Origin of the sequence: Hydrogenophaga bisanensis (assembly GCF_042665135.1) — a bacterium.
In the GTDB taxonomy this organism is placed as follows: Bacteria; Pseudomonadota; Gammaproteobacteria; order Burkholderiales; family Burkholderiaceae_C; genus Hydrogenophaga; species Hydrogenophaga bisanensis.
In genome coordinates this window covers 78,433-103,545 of the sequence record NZ_JBHTBX010000004.1, presented here as the reverse complement: position 1 = coordinate 103,545, position 25,113 = coordinate 78,433, and the positions used below count along the sequence as shown (strand labels likewise).

The 25,113-nt window shown below is 64.9% G+C and carries 21 protein-coding genes; 12 read left to right on the top strand and 9 right to left on the bottom strand.

Translation table 11 applies throughout. The features are described from left to right. Nucleotides 1-10: 10 nt before the first annotated feature. The 3 genes from ACFQNJ_RS07460 to ahpC form a co-directional block, all read right to left on the bottom strand. Entirely contained in the window at nt 11-271 is a 261-nt protein-coding gene (locus ACFQNJ_RS07460) for a DUF4212 domain-containing protein (RefSeq protein WP_374639973.1), read from the bottom strand. A 291-nt stretch (nt 272-562) separates the two neighbouring features. After that, a complete protein-coding gene (ahpF, locus tag ACFQNJ_RS07455) occupies nt 563-2,152 on the bottom strand; it encodes an alkyl hydroperoxide reductase subunit F (RefSeq protein WP_382255596.1) in 1,590 nt (529 codons plus the stop codon). Between the two features lie 208 nt (nt 2,153-2,360). Then, a complete protein-coding gene (ahpC, locus tag ACFQNJ_RS07450; RefSeq protein ID WP_382255594.1) occupies nt 2,361-2,939 on the bottom strand; it encodes an alkyl hydroperoxide reductase subunit C in 579 nt (192 codons plus the stop codon). Nucleotides 2,940-3,224: 285 nt separating this feature from the next. Between ahpC and ACFQNJ_RS07445 the strand changes: the two genes are divergently transcribed. The 7 genes from ACFQNJ_RS07445 to hemP all read left to right on the top strand — a co-directional run bounded on the left by ACFQNJ_RS07445 (nt 3,225) and on the right by hemP (nt 9,783). Beyond that, nucleotides 3,225-5,570 carry a TonB-dependent receptor gene (locus ACFQNJ_RS07445; protein WP_382255592.1) on the top strand — a complete coding sequence of 782 codons (2,346 nt, stop codon included), beginning with the start codon at nt 3,225-3,227 and terminating at the stop codon, nt 5,568-5,570. Nucleotides 5,571-5,661: 91 nt separating this feature from the next. Beyond that, entirely contained in the window at nt 5,662-6,354 is a 693-nt protein-coding gene (locus tag ACFQNJ_RS07440) for a Fe2+-dependent dioxygenase (RefSeq protein WP_382255590.1), read from the top strand. Continuing rightward, a complete protein-coding gene (locus ACFQNJ_RS07435) occupies nt 6,351-7,457 on the top strand; it encodes an alpha-hydroxy acid oxidase (protein WP_382255588.1) in 1,107 nt (368 codons plus the stop codon). Before ACFQNJ_RS07440 ends, ACFQNJ_RS07435 begins: the two co-directional genes overlap by 4 nt. 242 nt (nt 7,458-7,699) lie before the next feature. After that, nucleotides 7,700-8,347, top strand: a complete 648-nt coding sequence (locus ACFQNJ_RS07430; protein WP_417449749.1) for an energy transducer TonB — start codon at nt 7,700-7,702, stop codon at nt 8,345-8,347. A gap of 46 nt (nt 8,348-8,393) precedes the next feature. Then, the gene (locus ACFQNJ_RS07425) at nt 8,394-9,128 is read left to right on the top strand and encodes a MotA/TolQ/ExbB proton channel family protein (protein WP_382255583.1); all 735 of its coding nucleotides are present in this window, start codon (nt 8,394-8,396) and stop codon (nt 9,126-9,128) included. Nucleotides 9,129-9,139: 11 nt separating this feature from the next. Next, nucleotides 9,140-9,553, top strand: a complete 414-nt coding sequence (locus tag ACFQNJ_RS07420; RefSeq protein WP_374639965.1) for an ExbD/TolR family protein — start codon at nt 9,140-9,142, stop codon at nt 9,551-9,553. A 26-nt stretch (nt 9,554-9,579) separates the two neighbouring features. Next, nucleotides 9,580-9,783 (top strand): hemin uptake protein HemP, encoded by a 204-nt coding sequence (gene hemP / locus ACFQNJ_RS07415; protein ID WP_374639964.1) that lies wholly within the window; start codon nt 9,580-9,582, stop codon nt 9,781-9,783. A 138-nt stretch (nt 9,784-9,921) separates the two neighbouring features. Here the strand turns inward: hemP and ACFQNJ_RS07410 are convergent, their stop codons facing one another. After that, entirely contained in the window at nt 9,922-10,326 is a 405-nt protein-coding gene (locus tag ACFQNJ_RS07410; RefSeq protein WP_382255579.1) for a GlcG/HbpS family heme-binding protein, read from the bottom strand. A 203-nt stretch (nt 10,327-10,529) separates the two neighbouring features. On the opposite strand from ACFQNJ_RS07410, the gene ACFQNJ_RS07405 reads away from it, so the two are divergent. Both ACFQNJ_RS07405 and ACFQNJ_RS07400 read left to right on the top strand, forming a co-directional pair. Further along, nucleotides 10,530-11,228, top strand: coding sequence for a Bax inhibitor-1 family protein (locus tag ACFQNJ_RS07405; RefSeq protein ID WP_374639962.1), 699 nt, complete (start codon nt 10,530-10,532; stop codon nt 11,226-11,228). Between the two features lie 106 nt (nt 11,229-11,334). Continuing rightward, a complete protein-coding gene (locus ACFQNJ_RS07400) occupies nt 11,335-11,697 on the top strand; it encodes a hypothetical protein (RefSeq protein WP_374639961.1) in 363 nt (120 codons plus the stop codon). Nucleotides 11,698-11,713: 16 nt separating this feature from the next. On the opposite strand, the gene rlmD is transcribed toward ACFQNJ_RS07400, so the two are convergent. The 5 genes from rlmD to surE form a co-directional block, all read right to left on the bottom strand. Beyond that, nucleotides 11,714-13,135: a 23S rRNA (uracil(1939)-C(5))-methyltransferase RlmD gene (gene rlmD, locus ACFQNJ_RS07395; RefSeq protein ID WP_382255574.1), complete on the bottom strand. Its 1,422-nt coding sequence runs from the start codon at nt 13,133-13,135 to the stop codon at nt 11,714-11,716. 12 nt (nt 13,136-13,147) lie between these two features. After that, nucleotides 13,148-13,984 carry a 3'-5' exonuclease gene (locus tag ACFQNJ_RS07390; RefSeq protein ID WP_382255571.1) on the bottom strand — a complete coding sequence of 279 codons (837 nt, stop codon included), beginning with the start codon at nt 13,982-13,984 and terminating at the stop codon, nt 13,148-13,150. Between the two features lie 11 nt (nt 13,985-13,995). Beyond that, a complete protein-coding gene (locus tag ACFQNJ_RS07385; RefSeq protein WP_382255569.1) occupies nt 13,996-14,916 on the bottom strand; it encodes a peptidoglycan DD-metalloendopeptidase family protein in 921 nt (306 codons plus the stop codon). 83 nt (nt 14,917-14,999) lie between these two features. After that, a complete protein-coding gene (locus ACFQNJ_RS07380) occupies nt 15,000-15,830 on the bottom strand; it encodes a protein-L-isoaspartate(D-aspartate) O-methyltransferase (protein WP_382255567.1) in 831 nt (276 codons plus the stop codon). Further along, entirely contained in the window at nt 15,827-16,627 is an 801-nt protein-coding gene (surE, locus tag ACFQNJ_RS07375; protein WP_382255565.1) for a 5'/3'-nucleotidase SurE, read from the bottom strand. The genes ACFQNJ_RS07380 and surE overlap by 4 nt, the downstream gene beginning before the upstream one ends. 135 nt (nt 16,628-16,762) lie before the next feature. Between surE and ACFQNJ_RS07370 the strand changes: the two genes are divergently transcribed. The 3 genes from ACFQNJ_RS07370 to ACFQNJ_RS07360 all read left to right on the top strand — a co-directional run bounded on the left by ACFQNJ_RS07370 (nt 16,763) and on the right by ACFQNJ_RS07360 (nt 24,929). After that, nucleotides 16,763-17,749, top strand: a complete 987-nt coding sequence (locus ACFQNJ_RS07370) for an NADPH:quinone oxidoreductase family protein (RefSeq protein ID WP_382255562.1) — start codon at nt 16,763-16,765, stop codon at nt 17,747-17,749. Nucleotides 17,750-17,914: 165 nt separating this feature from the next. Continuing rightward, the gene (locus tag ACFQNJ_RS07365; protein ID WP_382255559.1) at nt 17,915-23,311 is read left to right on the top strand and encodes a PAS domain S-box protein; all 5,397 of its coding nucleotides are present in this window, start codon (nt 17,915-17,917) and stop codon (nt 23,309-23,311) included. 277 nt (nt 23,312-23,588) lie between these two features. After that, nucleotides 23,589-24,929, top strand: coding sequence for a tyrosine-type recombinase/integrase (locus ACFQNJ_RS07360; protein WP_382255557.1), 1,341 nt, complete (start codon nt 23,589-23,591; stop codon nt 24,927-24,929). Nucleotides 24,930-25,113 lie beyond the last annotated feature (184 nt).

Here is a 25,113-nt window from a genome sequence, read left to right as displayed (position 1 = left end):
GTCCTCTTGATCAGTCTTCTTGCATGCCGAACTTGCGGTCGATGTCGCCCATCTTCTTGGCGTACCAGAAGATCAGCGCAATGAACACATAGATGGAGCCCTGTTGGGCAAACCAGAATCCCAACGGAGCACCGCCGAAGCTGATGTTGTTGAGTGCGCCGGCAAACAGGATGCCAAAGCCGTACGAGACAACGAACCAGATGACCAGCACCTTGGTCAGCAGGCCCAGCGTCGCAGACCAATAGGCCCGCGCGTTGCTATCGTCTTTCATATCAGTCATCTCCTCAGAGTGATTGCGGATGGAGCGGCGAGCCGCCACGCTTTGCATGCCACGTACCGTCTTTTCACGTGCTTTCCCGTGCGGTTTTTGGCACTACGGGGCGGACTTTGTCGGCGCTTTCTTACAGCAAAATTTCGAAACACCGGCACCGCGCGGAACCATAGGGAAAGCCCCTAGCAAATAGTCGCCAGGGGCCTTGATGGAAGCGCAAGGGCGAGACGGACCAATGAAAAAGGGCCCCGGGAAACCGGGGCCCTTTGCGCAATCGGACACAAGCGAAGATCAGGCCGCAGAGACGAATTCCGCAGGCGCGGCCGCCGGCTGGCGGATCAAGTGGTCGAAGGCGCTGAGGGCGGCCTTCGCGCCCTCACCCGCGGCGATGACGATCTGCTTGTAAGGCACCGTGGTGCAGTCACCGGCCGCGAACACACCCTCCACATTGGTGTGGCCCTTGGCATCGACCACGATCTCGCCGAAGCGGCTGAGTTCGAGTGTGCCCTTGAGCCATTCGGTGTTGGGCACCAGGCCGATCTGCACGAACACGCCTTCCAGCGGCACCAGATGTTCCTGGCCACTGACGCGGTCCTTGTACTTCAGACCGTTGACTTTGCCGTCGGCGCCGGTGATCTCGGTGGTCTGCGCGTTGACGTGGATGGTCACGTTCGGCAGGCTCTTGAGCTTGCTCACCAGCACGGCGTCGGCCTTGAGCTGGTCGGCAAATTCGATCAGCGTCACGTGCTGCACGATGCCGGCCAGGTCAATGGCGGCTTCCACGCCCGAGTTGCCGCCGCCAATGACGGCCGTGCGCTTGCCCTTGAACAGCGGGCCGTCGCAGTGCGGGCAATAGGCCACGCCCTTGTTCTTGTATTCCTGCTCACCCGGCACATTGACGTTGCGCCAGCGCGCACCGGTGGAGAGGATGACGCTGCGCGCCTTGAGCACGCCGCCGTTGGCCATCTGCACCTGCACCAGACCGCCCGGCTCGGTGGCGGGGATCAGCTTCTCGGCGCGCTGCAGGTTCATCACGTCCACCTCGTAGTGGCGCACCTGGGCTTCCAGCGCGGCCGCGAACTTGGGGCCGTCGGTCTCCAGCACCGAGATGTAGTTCTCGATGGCCAGGGTGTCGTTGACCTGCCCGCCGAAACGCTCGGCAGCCACACCGACGCGAATCCCCTTGCGAGCGGCATAGACGGCCGCGGCCGCACCGGCCGGGCCACCGCCGACGATCAGCACGTCGTAAGCGTCCTTGGCGTTGAGCTTGGCGGCTTCGCGCTCACCGGCGTTCGTGTCCAGCTTGGCAACGATCTCCTCCACCGTCATGCGACCCGAGCCGAACACCTGGCCATTGAGGAAGACCATGGGCACAGCCATGATCTCGCGATCGGTCACTTCCTGCTGGAAGGTGCCTCCCTCGATCACCACGGTCCGAACCTTGGGGTTGAGGATGGCCATCAACGACAGGGCCTGCACCACGTCCGGGCAGTTGTGGCAGGACAGGGACATGTAGACCTCGAAGGCGAAGTCGCCGTCCAGGGCCTTGATCGAATCGATCACCTCCTGCTCCACCTTCGGCGGATGGCCACCCGTCCACAGCAGAGCCAGCACCAGCGAGGTGAATTCATGGCCCAGCGGCAGGCCGGCAAAGCGCACGCCCGAGGTCTCACCCTCGCGGGCAATCACGAAGGACGGCTTGCGGGCGTCCTGGCCCGACACATCCAGGCTGATCTTGTCCGACACGCCCACGATGTCGTCCAGCAGGCCACGCATCTCCTGGCTGGCGGCGCTGTCATCGAGCGAGGCGATCAGGCGGATCGGCTGGCGCAGCATGCCCATGTACTGCTGCAGCTGGGCTTTAAGGGTGGCGTCAAGCATGTTGGACTCCTTGAATGCGGGAAAAAGGGAACGCGGAACCAATGCCGCTGGTGGCTGGGCCTGCGAGAAGCCCAGCGGGCAGCAGAACTGCCGAGGAGACGTTGAAACGGAGTGACCCGGTCCAGAGTGCCGCGGAACCGGCTTTGCCGGGCCGCAGGCACTGCCCCCTTGAGGGGGTGACGCGCCGCAGGCGCGGCGCGGGGGTGGATCAGATCTTGCCGACCAGGTCCAGGGAAGGAGCCAGGGTCTTGGCGCCTTCGTTCCACTTGGCCGGGCAGACCTGGCCAGGGTTGTTGGCCACGAACTGGGCAGCCTTGAGCTTGCGCACGGTTTCCTTGACGTCGCGAGCGATGGCGTTGTCGTGGATTTCGGCGGTCTTGATCACGCCTTCGGGGTTGATCACGAAGGTGCCGCGCAGGGCCAGGCCTTCTTCAGGGATGTGCACGCCGAAAGCGTTGGTCAGCTGGTGCGTCGGGTCGCCAACCAGGGGGAAGCGGGCCTTGCCCACGGCGGGGCTGGTTTCGTGCCACACCTTGTGCGAGAAGTGGGTGTCGGTGGTCACGATGTAGACCTCGGCACCGGCCTTCTGGAACTCGGCGTAGTTGTCGGCGGCGTCTTCGATTTCGGTCGGGCAGTTGAAGGTGAAGGCGGCCGGCATGAAGATCAGGACGGACCACTTGCCGTGCAGGTTCTTCTCGGTGATCTCGATGAACTCGCCCTTGCCACCGTCGCGGTTGACGAAAGCGGTGGTCTTGAACGGCTGGACTTGGGTGTTGATCAGGGACATGGTTTTTTCCTCTGCAAGGGTGGTTGGGAACTGGTGTGCAGTACTGCCGCACTGCAACGTAGCAAATCATAGCTGACTTCTATTAAAAATCAATATTGATAGTTCCTATCCACCCCATAGATTTGTGATGCGGCGCAGCATCGTCAGCACGACAGCGTCATTCTCACACCACACTCTCTTTAAAATACTTTACGAATCGTTCGCATTTAGAATAAGATTTCGGCCTCCAGCCAGCCACAACGCCGGGTCGTTGAAGCCAGCCGACAACTTCAACGCATCCGAGCCATGTCCCAACGCAAGAAAGCCGCCCGCGGCCGACAGCAGGCGCACCGCCTGCAACCTCCCCCTGCTTCCCATTCCAACGCCGTCCTCCTGCCCCTGGGCGCCATGCTGCTGGCTGGCTCCCTGAACGCCATGGCCCAGACGACACCCGCTGTGCCGACCGACACGGGCCGGACCCTGGGCACCGTCACCGTCCGCGAGAGCGCCGAAGCACCGGAAGGCAAGGACGCCGTGCGCGCCACCGAAGTCACCATCGGCAAGGGCAAGCAGCAGTTGCGCGACATTCCGCAATCCGTGACCGTGGTGACCGAGCGACTGATCGACGACCGCAATCTGGACACCGTCAAGGAAGCCCTGAAGAACACCGCCGGCATCACCTTCCTGGCCGCCGAAGGTGGCGAAGAAGATATCCGCCTGCGCGGCTTCGCCCTGCAGGCGACCGGCGACCTGTTCATCGACGGCATGCGCGACCCGGCCATCTATGACCGCGACACCTTCAACCTGGACCGCCTTGAGGTGCTGCGCGGCTCTGCCTCGATGCTGTTCGGCCGGGGATCCACCGGTGGCGCTGTCAACCAGGTGTCCAAGCAGCCCCGCCTGATCGACGAGCACCAGGTCGACCTGACCTTGGGCAACCACAAATACGTGCGTGCCACGGGCGACTTCAACATCAAGACCGGCGAGAGCGCCGCGCTGCGCATCAATGCCATGGCCACCAAGGCCGACAACAACGGCAGCGGCTCCAGCATCGACAAGCGCGGCCTGGCCGCCGCCTACCGCTGGGGCATCGGCGAGAGGAACGAGTTCCAGGCCAGCCTGTACCACCTGGACAACAACAACGGCATCAACTACGGCATCCCGTTCATTGCGCCCACGCGCACCGCCACCAATCGCGTGCTGCTGCCGCTGGATCCGGACGCCTACTACGGCCTGGACAGCGACTACAACGACAGCGGTGCCACCATTGCCGGTTTTGCGCATACCCACCGCTTCAGCCGCGACAGCGAACTCAAGACGCAAGTGCGTGTCGGCAAGTTCGAGCGTGACCAGCGCTCGGGGGCCATCCGCCTGTGCACCCGAGGCGTGAACCAGCAGACCGGCGCCGTGACCAATCCGCAGTGCCCCACCTCGAACACGCTCGAGAACTTCGGCCCGAACACGATCTTCACCCGCGGTAACCACCTGAAGATCCAGGACATGGACACCGCACAGTTCCAGAGCGACTACTCAAGCAAGTTCGACGCCCTGGGCATGAAGCACGAGTTGCTGACCGGTGTCGATGTCTCGCGCGAGGAACGCACGGTGTTCGCGGCCCGCTCACGTGCCCAGGGCGGTGTCGACCTGACCAAGCCCACCACCCGCGTCGGCACCCCGGACGATGGCGCCCGCGTGAATGAAGGCTCTCGCGTACTGCGCGTCAACAACCAGTACACCTCGCAGGGCTGGGGCGCCTATGTGCAGGACACGGTGCAGATTGCGCTGGCCTGGAAGGTCGTGGCGGGTATCCGTTACGACAACCTGACCGGTGACTACGATGCGTTCTCGATCCCCGCGGCCGCTGCGGGTCCCACGACCACCACCAGCTACCGCATGAAGGTGTCCGAGTGGAGCCCGCGCGCCGGCGTGCTGTTCCAGCCCACACCGCTGCACTCGTTCCACGCCTCGGTGGGCCAGTCCTTCAACACCTCGGGTGACGCCTACTCGCTGGGCGCCGACAACGTGGACACGCCGCCCGAGAAGAGCCGCAACTTCGAGATCGGCGCCAAGCTGGACTCGGCCGACAAACGCTTCAGCACCCGCCTGGCCGTGTTCCGCTCCGAGAAGTACAACGAGCGCAACACCGACCCTGACCTGCCCGTGGTCACCCTCTCGGGCAAACGGCATGTGGCGGGCTTCGAGGCCGACATCGCCGGCCGCCTGACGCCGCAGTGGGAGGTCTTCGGTTCCTACATGTGGCTGCCGGTCGCCAAGGTCGACAAAGCGGCCCCCTGCCCGCGCACCGGTGGATGCGCCCAAAGCAGCCCCGGCGAGCGCCCGGGTGACCGCCCGGCCCTCACGCCCGAGCACAGCGGTACCGTGTGGACCACCTACCAGTTCACCCCGCGACTGCGCCTGGGTGCCGGCCTGAACTTCCGCGGCAAGCAGAAGCCCACCCGTGTGGAATGGACCGTGCCCTCGTACGTGACCGCTGACCTGATGGCCGAATACAAGTTCGACTTCGACCGCCTGACGCTCAAGGCCAACCTGACCAACGTCACCGACAAGCTGTACGCCGACCAGCTGTACCCGGCCCATTACATCCCGGGTGCGGGCCGCACGCTTCAGGTGACCGCCAGCCTGAAATTCTGATCGCTTTTCACAGTCCGATCGCAGGCCTCTCAAGGCCGCTCCGCCCCAGGCGGGGCGGCCTTATTCCTTTCATGTCCGGATTGCTGACACCATGCTGATCACCCTTCCCGATATCCTCAGCGCTGGCGAACTGGCCCTGGCACGCCGTCTGCTCACCGAGGCCCCCTGGGACGACGGGCGCGAGAGCGCCGGCCCCCAGGCACAGATGGTCAAGAACAACGAGCAGTTGCCCCACGACTGCGAAGCCGCCACCGTCATCCGGCAAATGGTTCTGCAGGGGCTGAATCGCTCGGCGCTGTTCTTCAGCGCTGCCCTGCCCTTGCGCATCTTCACCCCGCGGGTCAACCGGTACAGCGGCGCCGCCAACGCCTATGGCAACCATGTCGACAATGCCATCCGCCTGCGCGCCGCTGCTGGCGGCCAGACCGAATATGTCCGCACCGATGTGTCGTGCACGGTCTTCCTGAGCGACCCCGACGAGTACGACGGCGGGGAACTGACCGTCAGTGACACCTATGGCACGCGCGGTGTGAAACTGCCCGCGGGTCATGCCGTGCTGTACCCCGGCACCAGCCTGCACCAGGTCACCCCGGTCACCCGCGGTGCCCGCGTGGCCTGCTTTCTGTGGGTGCAATGCATGGTGCGCAGTGACGAGCAGCGGCGTCTGCTCCACGACATGGACATGAACCTGCTGTCGCTGCGCCAGCGCCTGGGTGAATGCGAGGAAACCACCGCCCTGACCGGCACCTACCACAACCTGCTGCGCCTGTGGGCTGAGACATGAGCGAGCCCGCATTGCCGCCGTCGGTGGTGAACCTGGCCGACCACGAGGCGCTGGCCCGCCAGCGCCTGCCCGCCGACCGCTGGGCCTATCTGTGTGGCGCCGCCGGCGACGGCATCACCGCCACCGAAAACCAGCGGGCCTGGCAGGCCATCGGCCTTCGGCCCAGGGTGCTGCGCCCACTGGCCGGAGGACACACCCGGGTGACCCTTCTGGGCAAGGAGTGGACCCATCCCGTGCTGGTGGCACCGATGGCCTACCAACGCCTGGCGCACCCCCAGGGTGAAGCCGCCGCGGCCCTGGCGGCCGCCGTCCTGGGTGCTGGCATGGTGCTCAGCACCCAGTCCAGCGTCAGCATGGAGGAGGTGGCCCGCCTGATGCTGACCGAACCCGCACGGGGGCCCCTGTGGTTCCAGCTGTACCTGCAAGCCGACCGGGACTGGACCGGCCGGTTGATCCGGCGCGCCGAGGATGCGGGCTATGAAGCCTTGGTGCTCACCGTCGACGCCCCTGTACATGGCGCACGGGACGCCGAACGCCGCACCGGCTTCCGGCTGCCGCCAGACATTGAAGCGGTCCACCTGCATGAGCAGCCTTTGACTCGCCAGCCCGTCCCGGCGGCGGGAACAAGCGCGCTGTTCGACGGCCTGCTTTGCAGCGCGCCCACCTGGGACGACATCGCCTGGCTGAAAGCGCAGACGTCCCTGCCCATCCTGCTCAAGGGCATCACCCATCCTGCCGATGCCCGGATGGCGGCGGACCTCGGAGCCGCCGGTGTCATCGTTTCCAACCATGGCGGCCGAACGCTGGACACGGCCGAGCCCACCGCCCGCGCGCTGCCCGATGTCGTGGCCGCCATCGGAGGCGAGGTACCCGTCCTGGTGGATGGCGGGATCCGACGGGGCACCGACATCCTGAAAGCCCTGGCCCTGGGCGCATCGGCCGTGCTGGTGGGCAGACCTGTGCTGCACGGCCTGACCAATGCCGGCGCGCCGGGCGTGGCCCATGTGCTGCGCCTGCTGCGCGATGAACTGGAGATCGCGATGGCTCTGACGGGATGCCGGACACTGGAAGATGTCCAGCCCGAACTGCTCAGATCAGTTTGAGGAAAAATTTCTCTCGCATTCGCCAATGCGAAGAATTCGTATTTATAATACGAATATCAGTTTTCAACGACCCACCGCAACCATGGCAATCTCACTGTCCATCCTCGGCGGCAGCCTGATCCTGGGTGCAGCATGGTGGGTCCTGCGGACCTGAGAGTTCCTGTACATACACTATGCTTTCCACCCACGCCACCGCCACCGCACCCCTGGACGGGTTCCGACCGGTCACGCCCAGCGCACGCATGAACCGCCGCCTGCTCATTGTTGCCGCCGTCATCGGCCTGCACATCGCCGGTCTGTGGGCCCTGCAGTCGGGTCTGTTACGCCGTGCGGTCGAAATGGTGGTGCCGGTCCAGGTGATCGCTGACCTGATCGAGCTGCCCCAGCCCAAGGTGGAACCGACCCCACCCCCTCCGGCACCGCAACCGACGCCCAAGCCACAACCGGTGGTCCGCCAAACACCCAGGCCACAGCCCACCCCACTGCCGGTGGCCGTGGCCGACCCGGCCCCTTCGGAACACGCGCCCATCGTCCCCGCCCCGGTTCCTCCTGCACCCGCAGAACCCAGCCCGGCGCCGGCCAGGCCAGCTGAGCCCGCCGTGCCAGCCGTTCAGCTGCCCTCCAGCACGGCCGACTACCTGAATAATCCCGCACCTGCGTACCCGCCGCTGTCACGGCGCCTGGGTGAGCAGGGCCGCGTGGTGGTGCGCGTCCTTATCGGCACCGACGGCACCGCCAGCCAGGCCGAGATCCGGAGCTCCAGTGGCTTTGAGCGCCTGGATCAGGCCGCGCTGCAAACGGTGCTCAAGTGGCGCTATGTTCCTGGCAAACGGGCAGGAGTGCCCGAGGCCATGTGGTTCAACGTACCCATCAACTTTGTGCTGGAGTGAGGCCCTGCCCTGCTCTGACTTTTTTCCGACCGCAGATCAACTACCCATGGATTCGAACTTCGCCTCTTCCGGCCTGGCCCACGTGTGGACCCAGGGCGACGCCGTCACCCGCGCCGTGGCCATCGTGCTGCTGATCATGTCGCTGGCCACCTGGATCATCATCCTGTGGAAGGTGCTGGACCAGCGCGGCTACCGCAAGCAGGCCAAGGCCTGCGAAAGTTTCTGGCACAGCGCCGACTTTGCCGAAGGGCTGGACAAGCTGGGCGAGGCCGATGGCAACCCATTCCGGGCGCTGGCCACCGAAGGCCGTGAAGCCACGCGCCACATCCTGCACAAGGACGGGCGCACAGGCCCGCAGTTGCATGACAGCCTGGACGTCAGCGACTGGGTCGAACGCAGCCTGCGCCGCAGCCTGGACGACCACACGGCCCGGGCACAGAGTGGCCTGACGGTGCTGGCCTCGATTGCTTCCACGGCCCCCTTTGTCGGCCTGTTCGGCACGGTGTGGGGCATCTATCACGCACTGCTGGGCATCGGTGCCGCCGGCCAGGTCAGCATCGACCAGGTGGCAGGCCCGATCGGAGAGGCCCTGATCATGACCGCGCTGGGACTGCTGGTGGCGATCCCTGCCGTGCTGGGCTACAACGCCCTGGTGCGAGGCAACAAGGCCATCACGCACAAGCTCAACCGCTTCGCCCACGACCTGCATGCCTACTTCGTCACCGGTGCGCGGGTGACCGCGGGTGGCGACGGCAAAGTGCTGCCGATGAAGAAGGCCTGAGGAGTCAAACCATGGCCATTGGAACCCAGGACGACAGCGACGAGATGCTCAGCGAGATCAACATGATCCCGTTCATCGACGTGATGCTGGTGCTGCTGATCATCTTCATCATCACCGTCCCCGTGATCAAACACGCGGTGAACATCGACCTGCCACGTGCCAGCAACGAGAAGGTGCTCGACAAGCCCGAGAACGTGCGCCTGTCGGTCGATGCGGAGGGTGTGTATTACTGGAACGAGCTGCGGGTGGAGGACGCCGACTTCGAGCAGCGCCTGGCCCAGACGGCCGCCCAGGAGCCTCAGCCCGAACTGCATATCCGGGGCGACAAGGCGGTGCGCTACGAACGTGTGGCCCAGGCCATGGCCGCAGCCCAGCGTGCCGGCGTGCGCAAGATCGGCTTCATCACCGAGCCGGCCACCCCCTGACCCGCTGACACACGAGGAGAGATGACATGCCCGACTGCGTGATGCCTGCCAGCCAGGAACCTGTCCGAAGCACGCCCACTGGCGTGCAGACACCCGCCACCGCACCGCACGGCCCTGTGTTGCAGAGCAACGACCTCCTGCAAGGTCGCCATGCCATCGTGATCGAACACAACGGGTCGGTCTACCGCCTGCAGACCACCCGCCAGGGCAAGCTGATCCTCACCAAGTAAGGACAGCCCGCCCGCCATCCATCTGTTTCATCGTGGGGCGACACCGGGAACATCATTCCCGAGCGTCGTTTTTTGCCAGCCAGGAAGTCTGAACGCTTCGTTAGCCAGGCATTTTTTCACCTTTGAAACCGAAGCGGCTCAACCCAGGACGGCGATCCCCGCCTTCGCGATCTGGGCATCCTCGCTGGACTTCACGCCGCTGACGCCGACGGCACCAATGCACTGGCCATCCACCAGGATGGGCACCCCGCCTTCGAGCATGCCCTCGATGGCCGGTGCGCTCAGGAAGGACATGCGGCCCTGGTTGATCACGTCCTCATAGACCTTGCTCTCACGGCGGCCCAGCGCGGCCGTGTGGGCCTTGGCGGGTGCGATGTGGGCAGAGATCGGGGGAGCACCGTCCAGACGCTGCAGCCACAGCAGGTGACCACCGTCATCCACGATGGCGATCGTGACCGCCCAGTTGTTTTTCAGCGCCTCGGCTTCGGCGGCGGCAGCCACCGCCTTGACATCGGCCAGTTCGAGTACGGCTTTGTTTTTCATGAACTTTATCCTGTGTTGAAGGTCTGACGGATCGTCCGCATGATTGGAAAGCAGGACGTTCAGGCTGGCAACCATACCGCAGCAATTGCTGTCATGGGAGTCAAAAATGATCTGACTGCGGCAGGGGCTGACCGACAGGGATCGGGAACGGCCCCTAGAATGCGGACTTTTATCGTCACCCCCGTCATCCACAGGAGTACGTCATGAACCAGCAACCCCTGCAGACCGGCACCTTCGGTCACACGACCACAGGTCTGGCCTACGAGCGCCAGAAGGTCATGCGCAACACCTACTGGCTGCTTGCGCTGTCGCTGCTGCCCACCGCCCTGGGTGCGTGGGTGGGACTTCGCACCGGCATCACCGCCGGCCTGACGGGCGGTATTGGTCTGGTGGTTTTCCTGGGTGGCGCCTTCGGCTTCATGTTCGCCATCGAGAAGTTCAAGAACTCTGCCGCCGGCGTGCCGATTCTTCTGGCCTTCACCTTCTTCATGGGCCTGATGCTCTCGCGCATGCTGGCCGTGGTGCTGGGCTTCAAGAATGGCTCTGACCTGGTGATGACCGCCTTCGCGGGTACCGCCGGCGTGTTCTTCGTGATGGCCAACCTGTCCACGGTGATCAAGCGAGATCTCTCGGGCATGGGCAAATGGCTGTTTGCCGGTGCCCTGGCGATCATGATCGGCGGCATCATCAACGTGTTCGTCGGCAGCCCGGCGGCCTTTGCCGCCATCGCCACGCTGGCCATCGTGGTCTTCAGCCTCTATCTGCTGTATGACCTCAAGCGCATCGTGGACGGCGGCGAGACCAACTACATTGCCGCCACCCTGGGCCTGTACCTGAGCCTGTACAACATCTTCCAGAGCCTGCTGGCCCTCTTGGGCATCTTCGGTGGTGACCGTGAGTGACGCCAAGGTCTCGTCCGTCTGATCAGGGGGGCTTCGGCCCCCTTTTTCGTGGCCGTTCAGGCCCGAAAGCGCTCAAGATTTCCAGGTGCCGGCCGACATTTGAGACATGTTCAGCTCTGCACGACTCCTTCTGATGCTCAGCGCCACCGGCTTGCTGGCCGGGTGCGACCTGCTGGGGATCGAGACCGCCAGCCAGGTGGCGGCGCGCAAGGAGGCCGAAGGCAAGGCCATCGGCAGCGCCTGCCGCCACGCGGTGCGCAGCATCGAGGACTGCTTCCGATCCAACCCCAAGGCCGGCAAGGCGGCGGTCTTCGCGGGCTGGAAGGAAATGGATCAGTACATGCGAGAGAACGAGATCGTCGGGATGCCGAACGAGTCCGAATCCTCGAAGGATGTGCCGAAGGCGGATGAGCCGATCGAAGAGATCATCCTGCCCGAACGCAAGACCGGCAGCGCGCGCCGGTCCTGAGCCTTTTTCCGGGTCCTCAGCCCGACAGATCGAACACCGCGATGCTTTCGACGTGTGCCGTGTGAGGGAACATGTTGACCACCCCCGCTGCCGTGCAGCGGTAGCCAGCCTGATGCACCAGCAGGCCGGCATCACGCGCCAGGGTGGCCGGGTTGCAACTGACATAGACGATCCGGCGCGGCGGCGTCCACCCCGCCCGGCGTGACGGATCCTGGTGCAGATCGGCCAGCGCCTTGGAAAGGGCAAATGCGCCCTCGCGTGGCGGATCCACCAGCCAGCGGTCGGCGACGCCATCGGCCACCAGGAGTTCCGGCGTCATCTCGAACAGGTTGCGCGCCACAAAGGACGTCGGTGCCAGAGGCTGAAGCCGGTCCGTCTGGTTGTGGCGCAGGTTGTCCCGTGAACGCGCCACCAGCGCCTCGCTGCCTTCGATGCCCAACACCTCGCCAGCCTGCGTGGCGATCGGCAGCGTGAAGTTGCCCAGGCCGCAGAACCAGTCGATCACCCGTTCATCGCGTTGGGCGTCCAGCAGACGCAGGGCACGTGCCACCAGCACCCGGTTGATGTGGGGGTTGACCTGGGTGAAATCCGTGGGCTTGAACGGCATGTGGACGCCGAACTCGGGCAGTCGGTAGGACAGCACCGGTCCCTGCTCATCCAGCAGTCGAACCGTGTCCGGGCCCTTGGGCTGCAACCACCACTGCACACCGTGCTGCTGCGCAAAGGCACGCAGGCGACTCTGGTCATCCTCGGACAGGGGTTCCAGGTGCCGCAGCACAAGCGCCGTGACCTCGTCGCCGCAGGCCAGTTCGATCTGCGGGCAGGTCTCGCGGGCATCCATGCTGAAGATCAGCTCCCTCAGCGGCAGCAGCAGATCACTGACATGCGGCGGCAGCACGTGGCAGACCTTCATGTCGGCCACGTAGCGGCTCTTGCGCTCATGAAAACCGATCAGCACCTCGCCTTTCTTGTGCACGTAGCGCACCGACAGACGCGCCCGGTAGCGGTAGCCCCAGGCCGGTCCCTGGATCGGGCGCAGCAAGGTCTCCGCCTTCACCTTGCCCAGGTGCCAGAGGTTGTCCTCCAGCACCCGCTGTTTGATGGCCACCTGACCCGACTCGTGCAGGTGCTGCATCTTGCAGCCGCCACAGGCACCGGCATGCAGCCCGAAGTGCGGGCAACCGGGGCGCACCCGCTGTGAAGACTCGCGGTGGATCACCGTGGCGGTGGCCGCTTCCCAGTTGTTCTTGCGCCGGTTGACGCTGACACTGACCTGCTCGAACGGCAGTGCGCCCTCAATGAAGACCACCTTGCCATCGGGCCGGTGTGCAATGCCCTGGGCTTCAATGTCCAGGGACTCGACGGCCAGCCAACCCTCGGGGAGGCCGCCGGACGGGGATGTGGGAGGAACGGTGTTGTCGGGGATCTCTTGGCTCATGCCCCGATTGTCTCAGGAGACGGTGGCGCCGCCTGATCCGGGCGTGGTCCCGACGCTGCCCGCATCGGTCCAGGCGTTCAGGTATTCCCGCCAGTGCGGCTCACCGGTGGCCAGTTGCGCCACGGTCTCCCGCACCAAGTCGATCTCCTGCGCATACTCGGCCTCGGTCAGACCACCACGCATCTTCTGGAAGCGGCAGTACACCAGGTAGGTGTTCATCACGTCGGTCTCGCAATAGCGACGGATGTCTTCCAGACCACCCGCCTGGTACTGGGGCCACACCTGGGAACCGTCCATGCCCAGCTTGCCGGGAAAACCGCACAGCTTGGCCAGCGCGTCCAGCGGTGCGTTGTTCCGGGGGTTGTACATGGCCAGCAAGTCCATCAGGTCCAGATGGCGCATGTGGTAGCGGCTGATGTAGTTGTTCCACTTGAACTCGCGGTCGTCCTCGCCCATGTCCCAGTACTTGCTGGCCTCGACACCGTGGCGCAGGCCGCGGTAGTGCAGCACCGGCAGGTCAAAACCGCCGCCGTTCCAGCTCACCAGCTGCGGCTGGTGTTTTTCGATCGTGTGAAAGAAGGTCTGGATGACCTTGCCTTCGCTCTGCCCGTCACGGTCGACGAAGGAGTGCACGCGCAAACCCTCCGCGTTGCGAAAGACCACGCTGATGACCAGCACCCGCTGCAGGTGCAGCGGAGCGAAATCGCCCTGCCCCTTTTCCTTGCGCTCCGCCAGCCACGCCTCGTAAACCTGTGAGTCGCTGTGTCCGGCAGGATCTGCGCGCAGCAAGCGAAGGCCTGCCACGTCCGGCACCGACTCGATGTCGAAGACGAGGACAGGCCAGCTCAAGGCGGCTCGCCTCAGCGCTTGGGCAGGTGGTTGAGCGGATCGACCGGCTTGCCCTGGCGGCGCACCTCGAAGTGCAACTTGACACGGTCGGTGTCGCTGCTGCCCATTTCGGCAATGCGCTGACCCTGTTTGACCTGCTGGTCCTCACGCACCAGCAGGGCCTGGTTGTGAGCATACGCAGTGAGATAGGTGTTGTTGTGCTTGAGGATCACCAGGTTGCCGTAACCCCGCAGACCGGCGCCCGCATACACGACCCGGCCGTCGGCGGCTGCGACTACGGGGTCACCCGGTTTGCCACCGATCGAGACCCCCTTGTTGCGCGCCTCGTCGAAAGTGGCAATCACCCCACCTTGAGCTGGCCAGACAAAAGCGATTTCGTCGGGACCGGAAGCTTGCTCGGCCGCCGGGGCCGGCGCAGGGGCCACTGTCGCAGCGGCAGGCGCAGGCGCAGGCGCGGTTGCCGGAGCCGGGGCCGACGTGGCAGCCGCCTGACCAATCGGCCGCCCGACCACGGCGCTGCTGGGCACCGGCGCCACCGCGACGGGAGCAACTGGCGCGGCAGCAGGCACCGGCGGCGCCACCCTCAGCACCTGACCGACTTCGATCAGGTTGGGATTGGCCAGGTTGTTCCATGCCTGCAAATCGCGCCAGGCCTGTCCGCTTTCCAGTGCAATGCGGTAGAGCGTATCCCCTGGCTTGACGGTGTAGTACCCTGGCTTGCCAGCGTTCTCAGCCCCCGGCAAGGCCTTGACCGCATCCTGTGCTTTGGCACCCGACCGCTCTTCCACGGGTGCCGGCTGCGCGACGCGCCGGGTCGAGCAACCCGCTGTCACGGCAAGGCCGGCCACCAGCGCCAGAAGGGTGATCCGCTGCACCCAGAGCTGCGCGGTGCGGCCGCATTCAAGGTGCAAGGGTTCCACGTGTTGTTTCATGTCTGACGACTCCCATGGGGACACCGGCGCCTGGCCCGTGCCCGTTCGTGATCCGTAAACCTGAGACTCCCGTTTCGACGGGCTCAGGACACGCCCGATTTTAGAGGTACGAACAACACCGGTTCGAGCACTTGCTGTCTTGGACCGGCGGGTGTCTTGTCGATGACGACCAGCCGCTGCTGGCCAGGCCCGACCAGGGCCGGAGCGACCAACCGCCCCCCTTCGGCCAGCTGATCAATCCAGGCCTGCGGAATGGCCTCGCCGCCGGCGGCCGCGATGATGGCCGCGTAGGGCGCACCGTCCGCAAATCCGAGCATGCCATCACCCAGCAGCAGGTGGACATTGGGCAGCCGGAACGGACGGAGGTTCGACCGGGCACGGTCATGCAGACCTCGCAAGCGCTCGATGGTGTACACCTCTTGGGCCAGATGGCTCAGGACCGCGGCCTGGTAGCCGCAACCGGTGCCGATCTCCAGCACGCGCCCCAGCCGCTCACTGCGACCCTCACACAACAGCTCCAGCATCCGGGCCACCACGTTCGGCTTGGAGATGGTCTGCCCCAGACCGATCGGCAGGCTGGTGTCCTCATAGGCCTGGTTGGCCAGCGCACTGTCGACGAAACGGTGCCGCTCCACCGCCTGCATGGCCGCCAGCACCGCCGGATGGCTCAACCCCTGACGCTGCAGTTTCTGGACCATGGCCATGCGCATGGCCTGCGCGCCGACCGCACCCACCCGCTCGTCCCGCACGGGCGCGGCTGCGGCGGGCTGTACGGCCGGAATGCTCACAGCCCCCTTGCGCGCGGGCTGCGGCGCGGCGGACGCCGGAAGGCGTGCAGGAAACGACGGCCGGGGACGCTCGGCACCCGCGGGCACCGACGCCCCCCTGGGCGCAGGCGACAAGGGTTTCTTCATGCCCCATGGCCTTCGACAGGCGCCACGGCGCCCGCAGACAACTGCGCGGCCAAAGGCGCCCAGTAGGGAAGACGTTCGTGATCGGTCAGATCCACCTGCAGCGGCGTGATGGTCGCGTAGCCCTGGGCGGTACCATGGAAATCGGTGCCTTCGGCATCGTCCTTGGCCGGGCCGGCGCTGCCGATCCAGTACATGGTCTCGCCGCGCGGGTTCTGCTGGATGATGACCTGCTCGGCTGCATGGCGGCGCCCCAGGCGCGCGACCTTGAAACCACGCAGCTTGTCTGCCGGCAGGTTGGGGATATTGACGTTGAGCAGCCAGGGCGCCGCGCGTTCATCGGCCTTGGGCAAAGACGGCAACAGGCGGGCCACCAGTTCGGCGGCTTTGGCCGCGGCCGCGTCGAGATGACCCCAGCCACGTTCCGTCTGGGAAAAGGCGATGGCCGGGATGCCGAAAAGATAACCCTCCATGGCCGCGCCCACCGTTCCCGAGTAGATGGTGTCGTCGCCCATGTTGGCACCGTTGTTGATGCCGGAGACGACCAAGTCAGGCCGGTAACCCAGCAGCCCTGTCAGCGCAATGTGCACACAGTCGGCCGGTGTGCCGTTGACATAGCGAAACCCGTTGGCCGCGTTGTGGACGTACAGCGGGGAATGCAGGGTCAAGGCGTTGGATTTGGCGCTGTTGTTGTGTTCGGGCGCCACCACCTCGACGTCGGCAAGCCCGCGCAGGGCCTCATACAGGGCTTCGATGCCAGGTGCGCGGAATCCGTCGTCATTGCACAGCAGTATCTTCATCCGGGGGATTGTAGGAGTTGCAGGCCGACGGCCGGTCGGTCACCGGGGAGACACGGCCAGACGGTGGATGGACCCTGTCGAACGGCCAGGCTGCCTATCATGCGATCTTCCGACGACACCACCCAAGGAGACACGATGCAAGCGTGGCTGTGCGAAAACCCGACCGGGGTCGAAGCCCTGACCTGGAAGGAACTGCCCACCCCCGAGCCCAAGGCCGGAGAAGTACTGATCGAGATCCAGGCGGCCAGCCTGAACTTTCCGGATCTGCTGATCGTTCAGAACAAGTACCAGATCAAACCGCCCCTGCCCTTCGTGCCAGGTTCGGAATACGCTGGCATCGTCCGCGCGGTGGGAGATGGTGTCACCCACCTCAAGGTGGGACAGGCGGTGGCCTGCCTCAGCGGCACCGGCGGCTTCGGCACCCACACCCTGGCCCCTGCCGCGCTGTGCATGCCGCTGCCCGACGGGTTCCCGGCGGTGGACGCGGCCGCCTTCATCATGATCTATGCGACGTCGTGGCACGCCCTCATGGACCGCGCACAACTGAAGGCTGGTGAGACCGTGCTGGTGCTGGGCGCGGCCGGTGGCGTCGGAACGGCGGCCATCCAGATCGCGAAGGCTGCGGGTGCCCGGGTGATCGCAGCGGCCTCCAGCGACGAGAAATGCGACCTGTGCCGGCTGCTGGGTGCCGATGAAGTCATCAACTACAGCATCCACACGCCACAGCAGGGCCTGCGCGACGAGATCAAGCGCCTGACCGACGGCAAAGGACCTGACGTCATCTACGACCCCGTGGGCGGCGATTTCGCTGAGCCGGCCTTCCGCTCGATCGCCTGGCGCGGCCGGTATCTGGTCGTGGGCTTTGCCAGCGGTCCGATCCCCAGTCTGCCACTGAACCTGGCTCTGCTCAAGGGCGCCAGCATCGTGGGCGTGTTCTGGGGTGACTTTGCCAAGCGCGAACCCAAAGCCAACGCGGCGATGATGCAGACCCTGGCCGGCCTGTACCTCAAGGGCCAGATCAAACCGGTGATCGACCAGACCCTGCCGATGAAGGATCTGCACAAGGCCTACGCCATCATGGGCGCCCGATCGGTCAAGGGCAAGCTGGTGCTGGTCAACTGAGATCGCCCGCGCGCCCCTGAAAGCCCGTCCTCCCGGCGGGCTTTTCTTTGGGTACGCCGCTGCTCATGCGCCGTCTCAAGGAATGGCCCTGGATGGCCGATGAAGAGGACTGAAGGTGGCGTCGACCGGCCGGTGTGCGCCCCACTGTCCCCGAGGCCCACACGCATGCAGATCGCCCCCCTCCCTCCCGATGAAGAACGGCGTCTGGCCGCGCTGCGCGCCCTGGAGGTGCTGGATACCCCCGCCGAGGCCGCATTTGATGCCCTGGTGGGTGCTGCGGCTGCCTGCTGCGACACCGACATCGCGCTGATCAGCCTGGTCGATGAGCAGCGCCAATGGTTCAAGGCCTCACATGGTCTGCCAGGGGTGTGCGAAACCCACCGGGATGTGGCGTTCTGCGCCCACGCCATCCTGGAGGATGGTCTGCTGGAAATCCCCGATGCCACCCTGGACCCGCGGTTTGCCGACAACCCGCTGGTGCTGGGTGAGCCTCACATCCGCCTGTACGCGGGTGTGCCGCTGAGGTTGTCCAGCGGCGAGGCCGTCGGCACCCTCTGCGTGATCAACCGCCAGCCTCGCAGCCTGACGGCACCCCAGCGGGAGGCCCTGACCCACCTGGCCACCGCCGCCACCCATGCCCTGGAGGCTGCCCGGGCAATGCGGACCGAGCGTCGGGCATCGGCCTTGCTGGTCGACACCCGGGATGGCATGGTTTCTCTCGATGCCGTCGGGCACATCCGGTTCTGCAATGCGGCCGCACTGACGATTGCTGGCCGGAATGAAGCTGAGCTGATCGGACAGCCGCTGTCAGCCCTGGGTTTGACAGAGCATGAGCTGCGCAAAGCCGTGACCACCCATAGTCCGACCGGGCGAATGGTCAGCGACACCGTCCTGATCCGTCCGGACGGCACACAGGTGCCGGTCAGCATCACCCAGACACCCCACATGTCCCCCGGGGGAACGTCAGACGGCTGGACGCTGTTCATCCGGGATCTGAGGGACCAACAGGCCTCCCGGGCCATGGCCGCCGAGATCGAGCGGCTGAGCCTGGTGGCCAAGCGCACGTCGAATGCCGTAATCATGACCGACCCGCATGGACGTGTCACCTGGGTCAACGATGGCTTCGAGCGCATCACGGGCTACCGGTTGCAGGAGGTCCGTGGCCGTTCGCCGGGCAGCATGCTCCAGTGTCCCGAAACAGACCAACAGGAACTCAAGCGGCTTCGGCGAGCCCTGGACGCCCGGCAGCCCTTTCAGGGTGAGCTGCTCAACCGCGGCAAGCATGGACGCCAATACTGGCTGGCCATCGAGATCCAGCCGATGTGGGGCAGCGACGGCAGTCTGTCCGGCTTCATGGCGATCGAATCCGACATCACGCAGCGCAAGGAGGCCGAGCTGGCCCTGCGCCAGGAGCGGGAGCGGCTGCACCAGATCATGGAAGGCACGGCTGTGGCCACCTGGCGCTGGAACGTGGACACCGGTGAAACCGAGTTCGATCAGCGCGGCGCCGCGATGGTGGGCGAGGACCTGGCCAGCTTCGGAAAAACCACGATTGCCACCTGGTCCGAACGCGTGCATCCGGACGACCTGTCGCAGGCCATGGTGGCCCTGGAGCGGCACCTCAATGGGGAGTCGGCCATGTACGAGGCCGAAATGCGGATCCGGCACCGTGAAGGGCATTGGGTCTGGATCCTGGCCCGCGGCAAGGTCAGCGAACGCCACGAAGACGGTCGCCCGTTGTGGATCGCCGGCACGCAACAGGACATCCACCAGAGCAAGCTGATCCAGCTCGAACGCCAGATGGTCAGCAAGCGGTTCCGTCTGGCCGCAGAGAGTGCCGGCATCGGCGTCTGGGAGATCCAGCTGCCTGGGACAGAGACCCAATGGGACGAACAGATGTGCCGCCTGCATGGCCTGACCGGTCCGGCGGATTCAGCCACAGTCAAGACGCACTGGCGGACGCATGTCGACCCTGAAGACCTCAAGCTCGCCCGGCAACGGTTGGTGAACACCTTCAACACCGGACAGGACTACGCCTCGGAGTACCGCGTACGCCTGCCTGGTGGCGAGTATCGGATCCTGCGCAACATGGCGCGAGTCCTGGGAGACGTTCGGCATGACAACGAAATCAAGGTGATCGGCATCTGTCAGGACGTGACCGAGCAGCGCCGGCAGGAGGCCAGGCTGCACGAGAGCCGGGCGTTTCTGGACAACGCAGGCCGGGTGGCGGGCCTGGGCGGCTGGTCGCTTGATGTCCAGAGCGACACGCTGGAGTGGTCGGCCCACACCTGCCGCATTCACGGTGTGCCCGAGGGTCACCGACCCAGCACCGAGGAGGCGCTGGGCGTCTATCCCCCCGAGGAACGGCAGATGCTCACGGCCGCCATTCGCCGCTGCATCATTGAGGGCATTCCCTTTGACCTTGAGTTGCCCATGGCGCCACAGGGACGCATCCAGCGCTGGGTACGGATGGTCGGAGAGGCCCAGCGGGAGGCGGGTCGCACGACCCAGCTGATTGGCGCGGTGCAGGATGTGACCTCATGGATCGAGTTGCGCCAGGAGCTGCAGCGCCGCGGGACGCAGTTGCAGGCGGTGCTGCACAACCTGCCTTGCGGTCTGTGCGCGGTGGATGCCGAGAGGACCGTCACCCTCTGGAACGACGAGTTCATCCGCCTCATGGATCTGCCCTCGGACATGCTGCTTTCTGGCAAGGTGACGCTGGATGATCTCGTCAGCTATGGCGCACATCAGGGCGAGTATGGAGAAGGCGACATCGGGGTGCTCCTCCAGCGAGGGCACCACAACCTGCAGAAGGTGCTGAACGGCCAGGTCATCGAGCGCAAACGACCCGATGGCACCTGGGTGGAAATTCGCGGTGGTTCCATGCCGGGCGGGGGCCACGTGATCACTTTCATGGACATCACTGCCCGAAGGCAAGCGCAGCAGGAGGCCGAAAAGAACGAGCGCATCCTGAAAGAGGCCATCGGTGCCCTCAACGAGGCCTTCTCTCTGTACGACCCGCAAGACCGGCTGGTCTACTGCAACGAGAAATACCGTCAGGTCTACCGGCACAGCGCGGAGCTCATCCGCCCCGGCGTGGCCTTCGAGGAGATCCTCCGCCACGGAGCCCGTGCCGGCCAATATCAGCACGCCGTCGGACGGGAAGACGAATGGGTGGCAGAGCGTCTGGCCCTGCGCCACAAGGAGAGCTCGGACTTCATCCAGCCCCTCGATGACGGGCGCATCCTGCGCATCGCCGAGCGGCGCACGCCCGACGGCTACACCGTCGGCTTCCGCATCGACATCACCGAGCTGGTTCAGGCGCGTGAGGCGGCCCTGAGTGCGTCGCGATCCAAGAGCGAATTCCTGGCCACCATGAGCCACGAGATCCGCACCCCCATGAATGCGATCCGGGGCATGCTGGCGCTGCTGGGCAAGACACCCCTGTCGCCCAGGCAGGCCGACTACGCCAGCAAGGCCGAAGGCGCGGCGCGCTCGCTGCTGGGCATCATCAACGACATCCTGGATTACTCCAAGATCGAAGCCGGCAAGCTCGAACTCGATCCGCAACCCATGCGCCTGGAGAACCTGCTGCGCAACCTGTCCCACCTGCTCACGGTATCTGCCGGTGACAAGCCGGTCGAGCTGATCTACGACATCGACCATGACCTGCCGGAATGGGTGGTCGCCGATGAGCTGCGCCTGCAGCAGGTGCTGCTGAACCTGGGCAGCAATGCGGTGAAATTCACCCCGCAGGGCGAGGTGGTGCTAAAGGTCACGCAGTTGTCCACCGACAGATGGCACACCCGGCTGCGCTTCGAGGTTCAGGACACCGGCATCGGCATTGCCGCGGAACATCAGGAGCGGATCTTCGACGGTTTCACCCAGGCTGAGGCCTCCACGGCCCGGCGATTTGGTGGCAGTGGACTGGGCCTGGCCATCACCCGCCAGCTGCTGGCCCTGATGGGCGGCCAGATCCACCTGGAAAGCCGCTCCGGCCAGGGAAGCCGATTCTGGTTTGAACTCGGCCTTCCCCTGGCGCCGATGCCCCAAAGCAGACCGCCCGCCACCGTCCGGCAGCCCCAGCCACGCATCCTGATCGTCGAAGAGAACCCGCACACCATGAGCGTGATCGGCCGTACGGCCAGTGCCCAAGGGTGGAAGATCGAAACGGCGGACAACGCCGTACAGGCCCTGGCGAGCGTCTCCATCGAGGGCGACGGAAATCGCGCCATGGTCCCCGATCTGGTCCTGCTGGACTGGACTCTGCCCGACATGCCGGGCGGTGAACTGCTCCGCCGGTTGCGGGCCAAGCGGGAGCTGGCACACCTGCGCATCGTGGCCTTGGTCAGCGCCCTCGACCGAGAACAGCTCAGCGGCGAACACGCCTTGATAGAAGGTCCGGACGCCTTGCTGTCCAAGCCGTTCACCCCCAGGGAACTGAAGGAAACGGTCGAGCAGCTGCTCAAGACCGAGGGGCCGCCCCGTCCCTCGGTGACCAGCGCGCGTGACAACCTTATGGAGAGACCACGCCCTCTTCTGGGCCTGAAGATCCTGGTCGCTGAAGACAACCGGCTGAACCAGCAGATTGCCCAGGAACTGCTGCAGGCCGAGGGTGCGGAGGTGGCATTGGCCGACGATGGCCTGCAAGCCATCGATGCCTTCGATTCCCCGCCCCAACCCCAGCGCTTCGATCTCGTGCTGATGGATATGCAGATGCCGTTCATGGATGGTCTGACCGCCACCCGTGAACTGCTGGCCCGCATGGGCGACCAATGCCCTCCCATCATCGCCATGACCGCCAACGCGATGGGCAGCGACCGGCAGGCCTGTCTGGCGGCCGGCATGGTCGAACACGTCGGCAAGCCGTTCGACATTCATGAGCTCTCGCGCCTGATCTGCCAGGTCACCGGGCACCATGCGCCGGCGCCCGGCAGCCAGGCCACGAACCGGCAGGACGATGCCCGCGCTCAGGCCATTGCCCGACTGGGTGGGGACGCGGCTTTCCTGGACCGGATGATCGCGCGCTTTGCCCATGACTGGCCGACGACGCGCCAGCGAATCGAAGCGTCGACGGAGCCCAGCAGGCGGGGCCAGCTTGCCCGCGAACTGCACAGCCTCAAGGGAGCCACCGGCACCCTGGGCATGCCGGATCAGGCCCAAGAGGCCGCACGACTGGAAATGCTGTGCAAGAACCCGATCGATCCCGCTTCAATGGACATCGCCGGACCGCTGCGGCAGTTGCTCGATGACATCGAGCGACTGATCCAGCCGGAGACCCGCCCTGCGCAAGTGGCCTTGACGCCAGGACCGGCTGAACCACCAGCGCCAGCGACTGCAGCAGGCAACCCAAGCGAAGTCGGGCGTCTCCTGGCGGCGCTACACCCCTTGCTGCTCGCCTCTGACATGGCCGTCTTCGAGGTGTGTGCGCCGCTGGAGTCCCACACCCACGAGCAGCCGGCACTGGTGCCCTTGCTGGCGGCCATTGAACAGATGGACTTTGAAGAAGCCGCCCGTCTTTGCGTCGAACTGAGCGAACAACTGGAGGGCCCCGTTCGCTAGGACGACAGACTGGGTCCGGCCAGAAACGACAAAGCCCGGTGCGAGACCGGGCTTTGCATCTATCTGGGGTGGCTGATGGGACTCGAACCCACGACAACAGGAATCACAATCCTGACTTTTTAGTATTTGCCCCCGTTGATTGGCGCTGATAGAATACATATAAATCAATACTTTACGCGAACTGAACTGGATATGTAGACAGCTATCGTGTTGATTGAAATGCGGCAGTTTCTAGCGAATTTGCCTACAGATTGCCTACAGATTCCAAAGGGGCACCATGAGCAAGCCACAAAACCGCGTGAGGCTGACCGCTGGCAGGGTTGACGCCTTCACCTGCCCGGCTGGCAAGTCCCAGGCTTTTCTATGGGACACCGAAGCCCCCGCCCTGGCGCTGCGTGTGACGCCTACGGGCCGTAAAACCTACGTGTTTGAATCGCGCCTGAACGGGGCAACCCTGCGCGTGAACATTGGCACTGCCGCCGACTGGCCGATTGAAAAGGCTAGAGGCGAAGCGCAGCGCCTGAAGATGCTGGTGGACAGTGGGCAAGACCCCCGAGAGATTGAGCGTCAGCAACAGGCCGCCCAGGCTGCCGACAAAGCCGCAGCCGTTGCAAAGGTGGAAGCTGACAAAGTGGCCGCAGTTACCGTGGGCGAAGTCTGGGCGGACTACCTAGAAAAGCGCCGCCCGTTTTGGGGCGACCTGCACTATCGCGACCATATCGACAAAGCTAAGACCGGGGGCTTGCCATCGGGCCGCCGTGGTGGAGGCAAGCAATTGACCAAGCCGGGGCCGCTGGCCGCACTGATGCCCTTGGCGCTGAAAGACCTTGACCAAGCCACGATAGAAAGATGGGCAGCCAACGAGGGCAAGACCCGCCCATCATCCGCCCGGCTGGCGTGGCGACTGCTGACCGTGTTTCTGACTTGGTGTGCGGAACAGCCGGAATATGCGCCGCTGTTACCTGACAAGAACCCAGCCAAGACCAAGAAAGCACGCGAGGCGCTGGGCAAACCCGGCACGAAATCTGATGTGTTGCAGCGTGAGCAACTGGCCGCATGGTTTGCCGCCGTGCAACAGATACAAAACCCCGTTATTGCCGCCAGCCTGCAAATGATGCTGCTGACTGGTGCCCGCCCTGGCGAAGTCCTGGCGCTGCGCTGGGAGGACATAAATACCAAATGGAAGGGAATCAGCATCCGCGACAAGGTGGAAGGCACGCGCGAGATTCCCGCAACGCCCTACATGCATCACTTGCTGGCCGCCCTGCCCCGCCGCAATGAATGGGTGTTTTCCAGCCCCACCAGCGCGAGCGGACGCCTGACAGAACCCAACAACCCGCACACACGGGCCTGCAAGGCTGCCGGGCTGGAGGGGCTTACCCTGCATGGTCTGCGCCGCTCCTTTGCCAGTCTGACCGAATGGCTGGAGGTGCCCGCCGGTGTGGTCGCTCAGATTCAAGGCCACAAGCCCAGCGCCACGGCAGAGAAGCATTACAAGGTGCGCCCGCTGGAACTGCTGCGCGTACACCATGAGCGCATCGAGGCGTGGATTCTGGAACAGGCCGGAGTGAAGTTCGACACACAGGCCGAGAATGGCAAGCTTAGGGTGGTCGGATAACGTACTCGGATAACGTACTCTGTACCTAATCAAACAAGGATGGGATAAGCATGACCAACTTGAACTGGGTGAGCAAGGGCTTCATGAAGACGTAGCTCGCCTCTGGACTCTGATTGCCCCAGCTAGGCCCGCGAACCGAAAAGCGGGTTTCCCTGCCCGCCTGCTGGGGCACCTTTTCAGGGTT

Excerpts from the sequence above, each read along its gene's own strand:
- ACFQNJ_RS07460 (WP_374639973.1), bottom strand. The coding sequence starts at position 271 with ATGAAAGACGATAGCAACGCGCGGGCCTATTGGTCTGCGACGCTGGGC.
- ahpF (WP_382255596.1), bottom strand. The coding sequence starts at position 2,152 with ATGCTTGACGCCACCCTTAAAGCCCAGCTGCAGCAGTACATGGGCATG.
- ahpC (WP_382255594.1), bottom strand. The coding sequence starts at position 2,939 with ATGTCCCTGATCAACACCCAAGTCCAGCCGTTCAAGACCACCGCTTTC.
- ACFQNJ_RS07445 (WP_382255592.1), top strand. The coding sequence starts at position 3,225 with ATGTCCCAACGCAAGAAAGCCGCCCGCGGCCGACAGCAGGCGCACCGC.
- ACFQNJ_RS07440 (WP_382255590.1), top strand. The coding sequence starts at position 5,662 with ATGCTGATCACCCTTCCCGATATCCTCAGCGCTGGCGAACTGGCCCTG.
- ACFQNJ_RS07435 (WP_382255588.1), top strand. The coding sequence starts at position 6,351 with ATGAGCGAGCCCGCATTGCCGCCGTCGGTGGTGAACCTGGCCGACCAC.
- ACFQNJ_RS07430 (WP_417449749.1), top strand. The coding sequence starts at position 7,700 with ATGAACCGCCGCCTGCTCATTGTTGCCGCCGTCATCGGCCTGCACATC.
- ACFQNJ_RS07425 (WP_382255583.1), top strand. The coding sequence starts at position 8,394 with ATGGATTCGAACTTCGCCTCTTCCGGCCTGGCCCACGTGTGGACCCAG.
- ACFQNJ_RS07420 (WP_374639965.1), top strand. The coding sequence starts at position 9,140 with ATGGCCATTGGAACCCAGGACGACAGCGACGAGATGCTCAGCGAGATC.
- hemP (WP_374639964.1), top strand. The coding sequence starts at position 9,580 with ATGCCCGACTGCGTGATGCCTGCCAGCCAGGAACCTGTCCGAAGCACG.
- ACFQNJ_RS07410 (WP_382255579.1), bottom strand. The coding sequence starts at position 10,326 with ATGAAAAACAAAGCCGTACTCGAACTGGCCGATGTCAAGGCGGTGGCT.
- ACFQNJ_RS07405 (WP_374639962.1), top strand. The coding sequence starts at position 10,530 with ATGAACCAGCAACCCCTGCAGACCGGCACCTTCGGTCACACGACCACA.
- ACFQNJ_RS07400 (WP_374639961.1), top strand. The coding sequence starts at position 11,335 with ATGTTCAGCTCTGCACGACTCCTTCTGATGCTCAGCGCCACCGGCTTG.
- rlmD (WP_382255574.1), bottom strand. The coding sequence starts at position 13,135 with ATGAGCCAAGAGATCCCCGACAACACCGTTCCTCCCACATCCCCGTCC.
- ACFQNJ_RS07385 (WP_382255569.1), bottom strand. The coding sequence starts at position 14,916 with ATGAAACAACACGTGGAACCCTTGCACCTTGAATGCGGCCGCACCGCG.
- ACFQNJ_RS07380 (WP_382255567.1), bottom strand. The coding sequence starts at position 15,830 with ATGAAGAAACCCTTGTCGCCTGCGCCCAGGGGGGCGTCGGTGCCCGCG.
- surE (WP_382255565.1), bottom strand. The coding sequence starts at position 16,627 with ATGAAGATACTGCTGTGCAATGACGACGGATTCCGCGCACCTGGCATC.
- ACFQNJ_RS07370 (WP_382255562.1), top strand. The coding sequence starts at position 16,763 with ATGCAAGCGTGGCTGTGCGAAAACCCGACCGGGGTCGAAGCCCTGACC.
- ACFQNJ_RS07365 (WP_382255559.1), top strand. The coding sequence starts at position 17,915 with ATGCAGATCGCCCCCCTCCCTCCCGATGAAGAACGGCGTCTGGCCGCG.
- ACFQNJ_RS07360 (WP_382255557.1), top strand. The coding sequence starts at position 23,589 with ATGAGCAAGCCACAAAACCGCGTGAGGCTGACCGCTGGCAGGGTTGAC.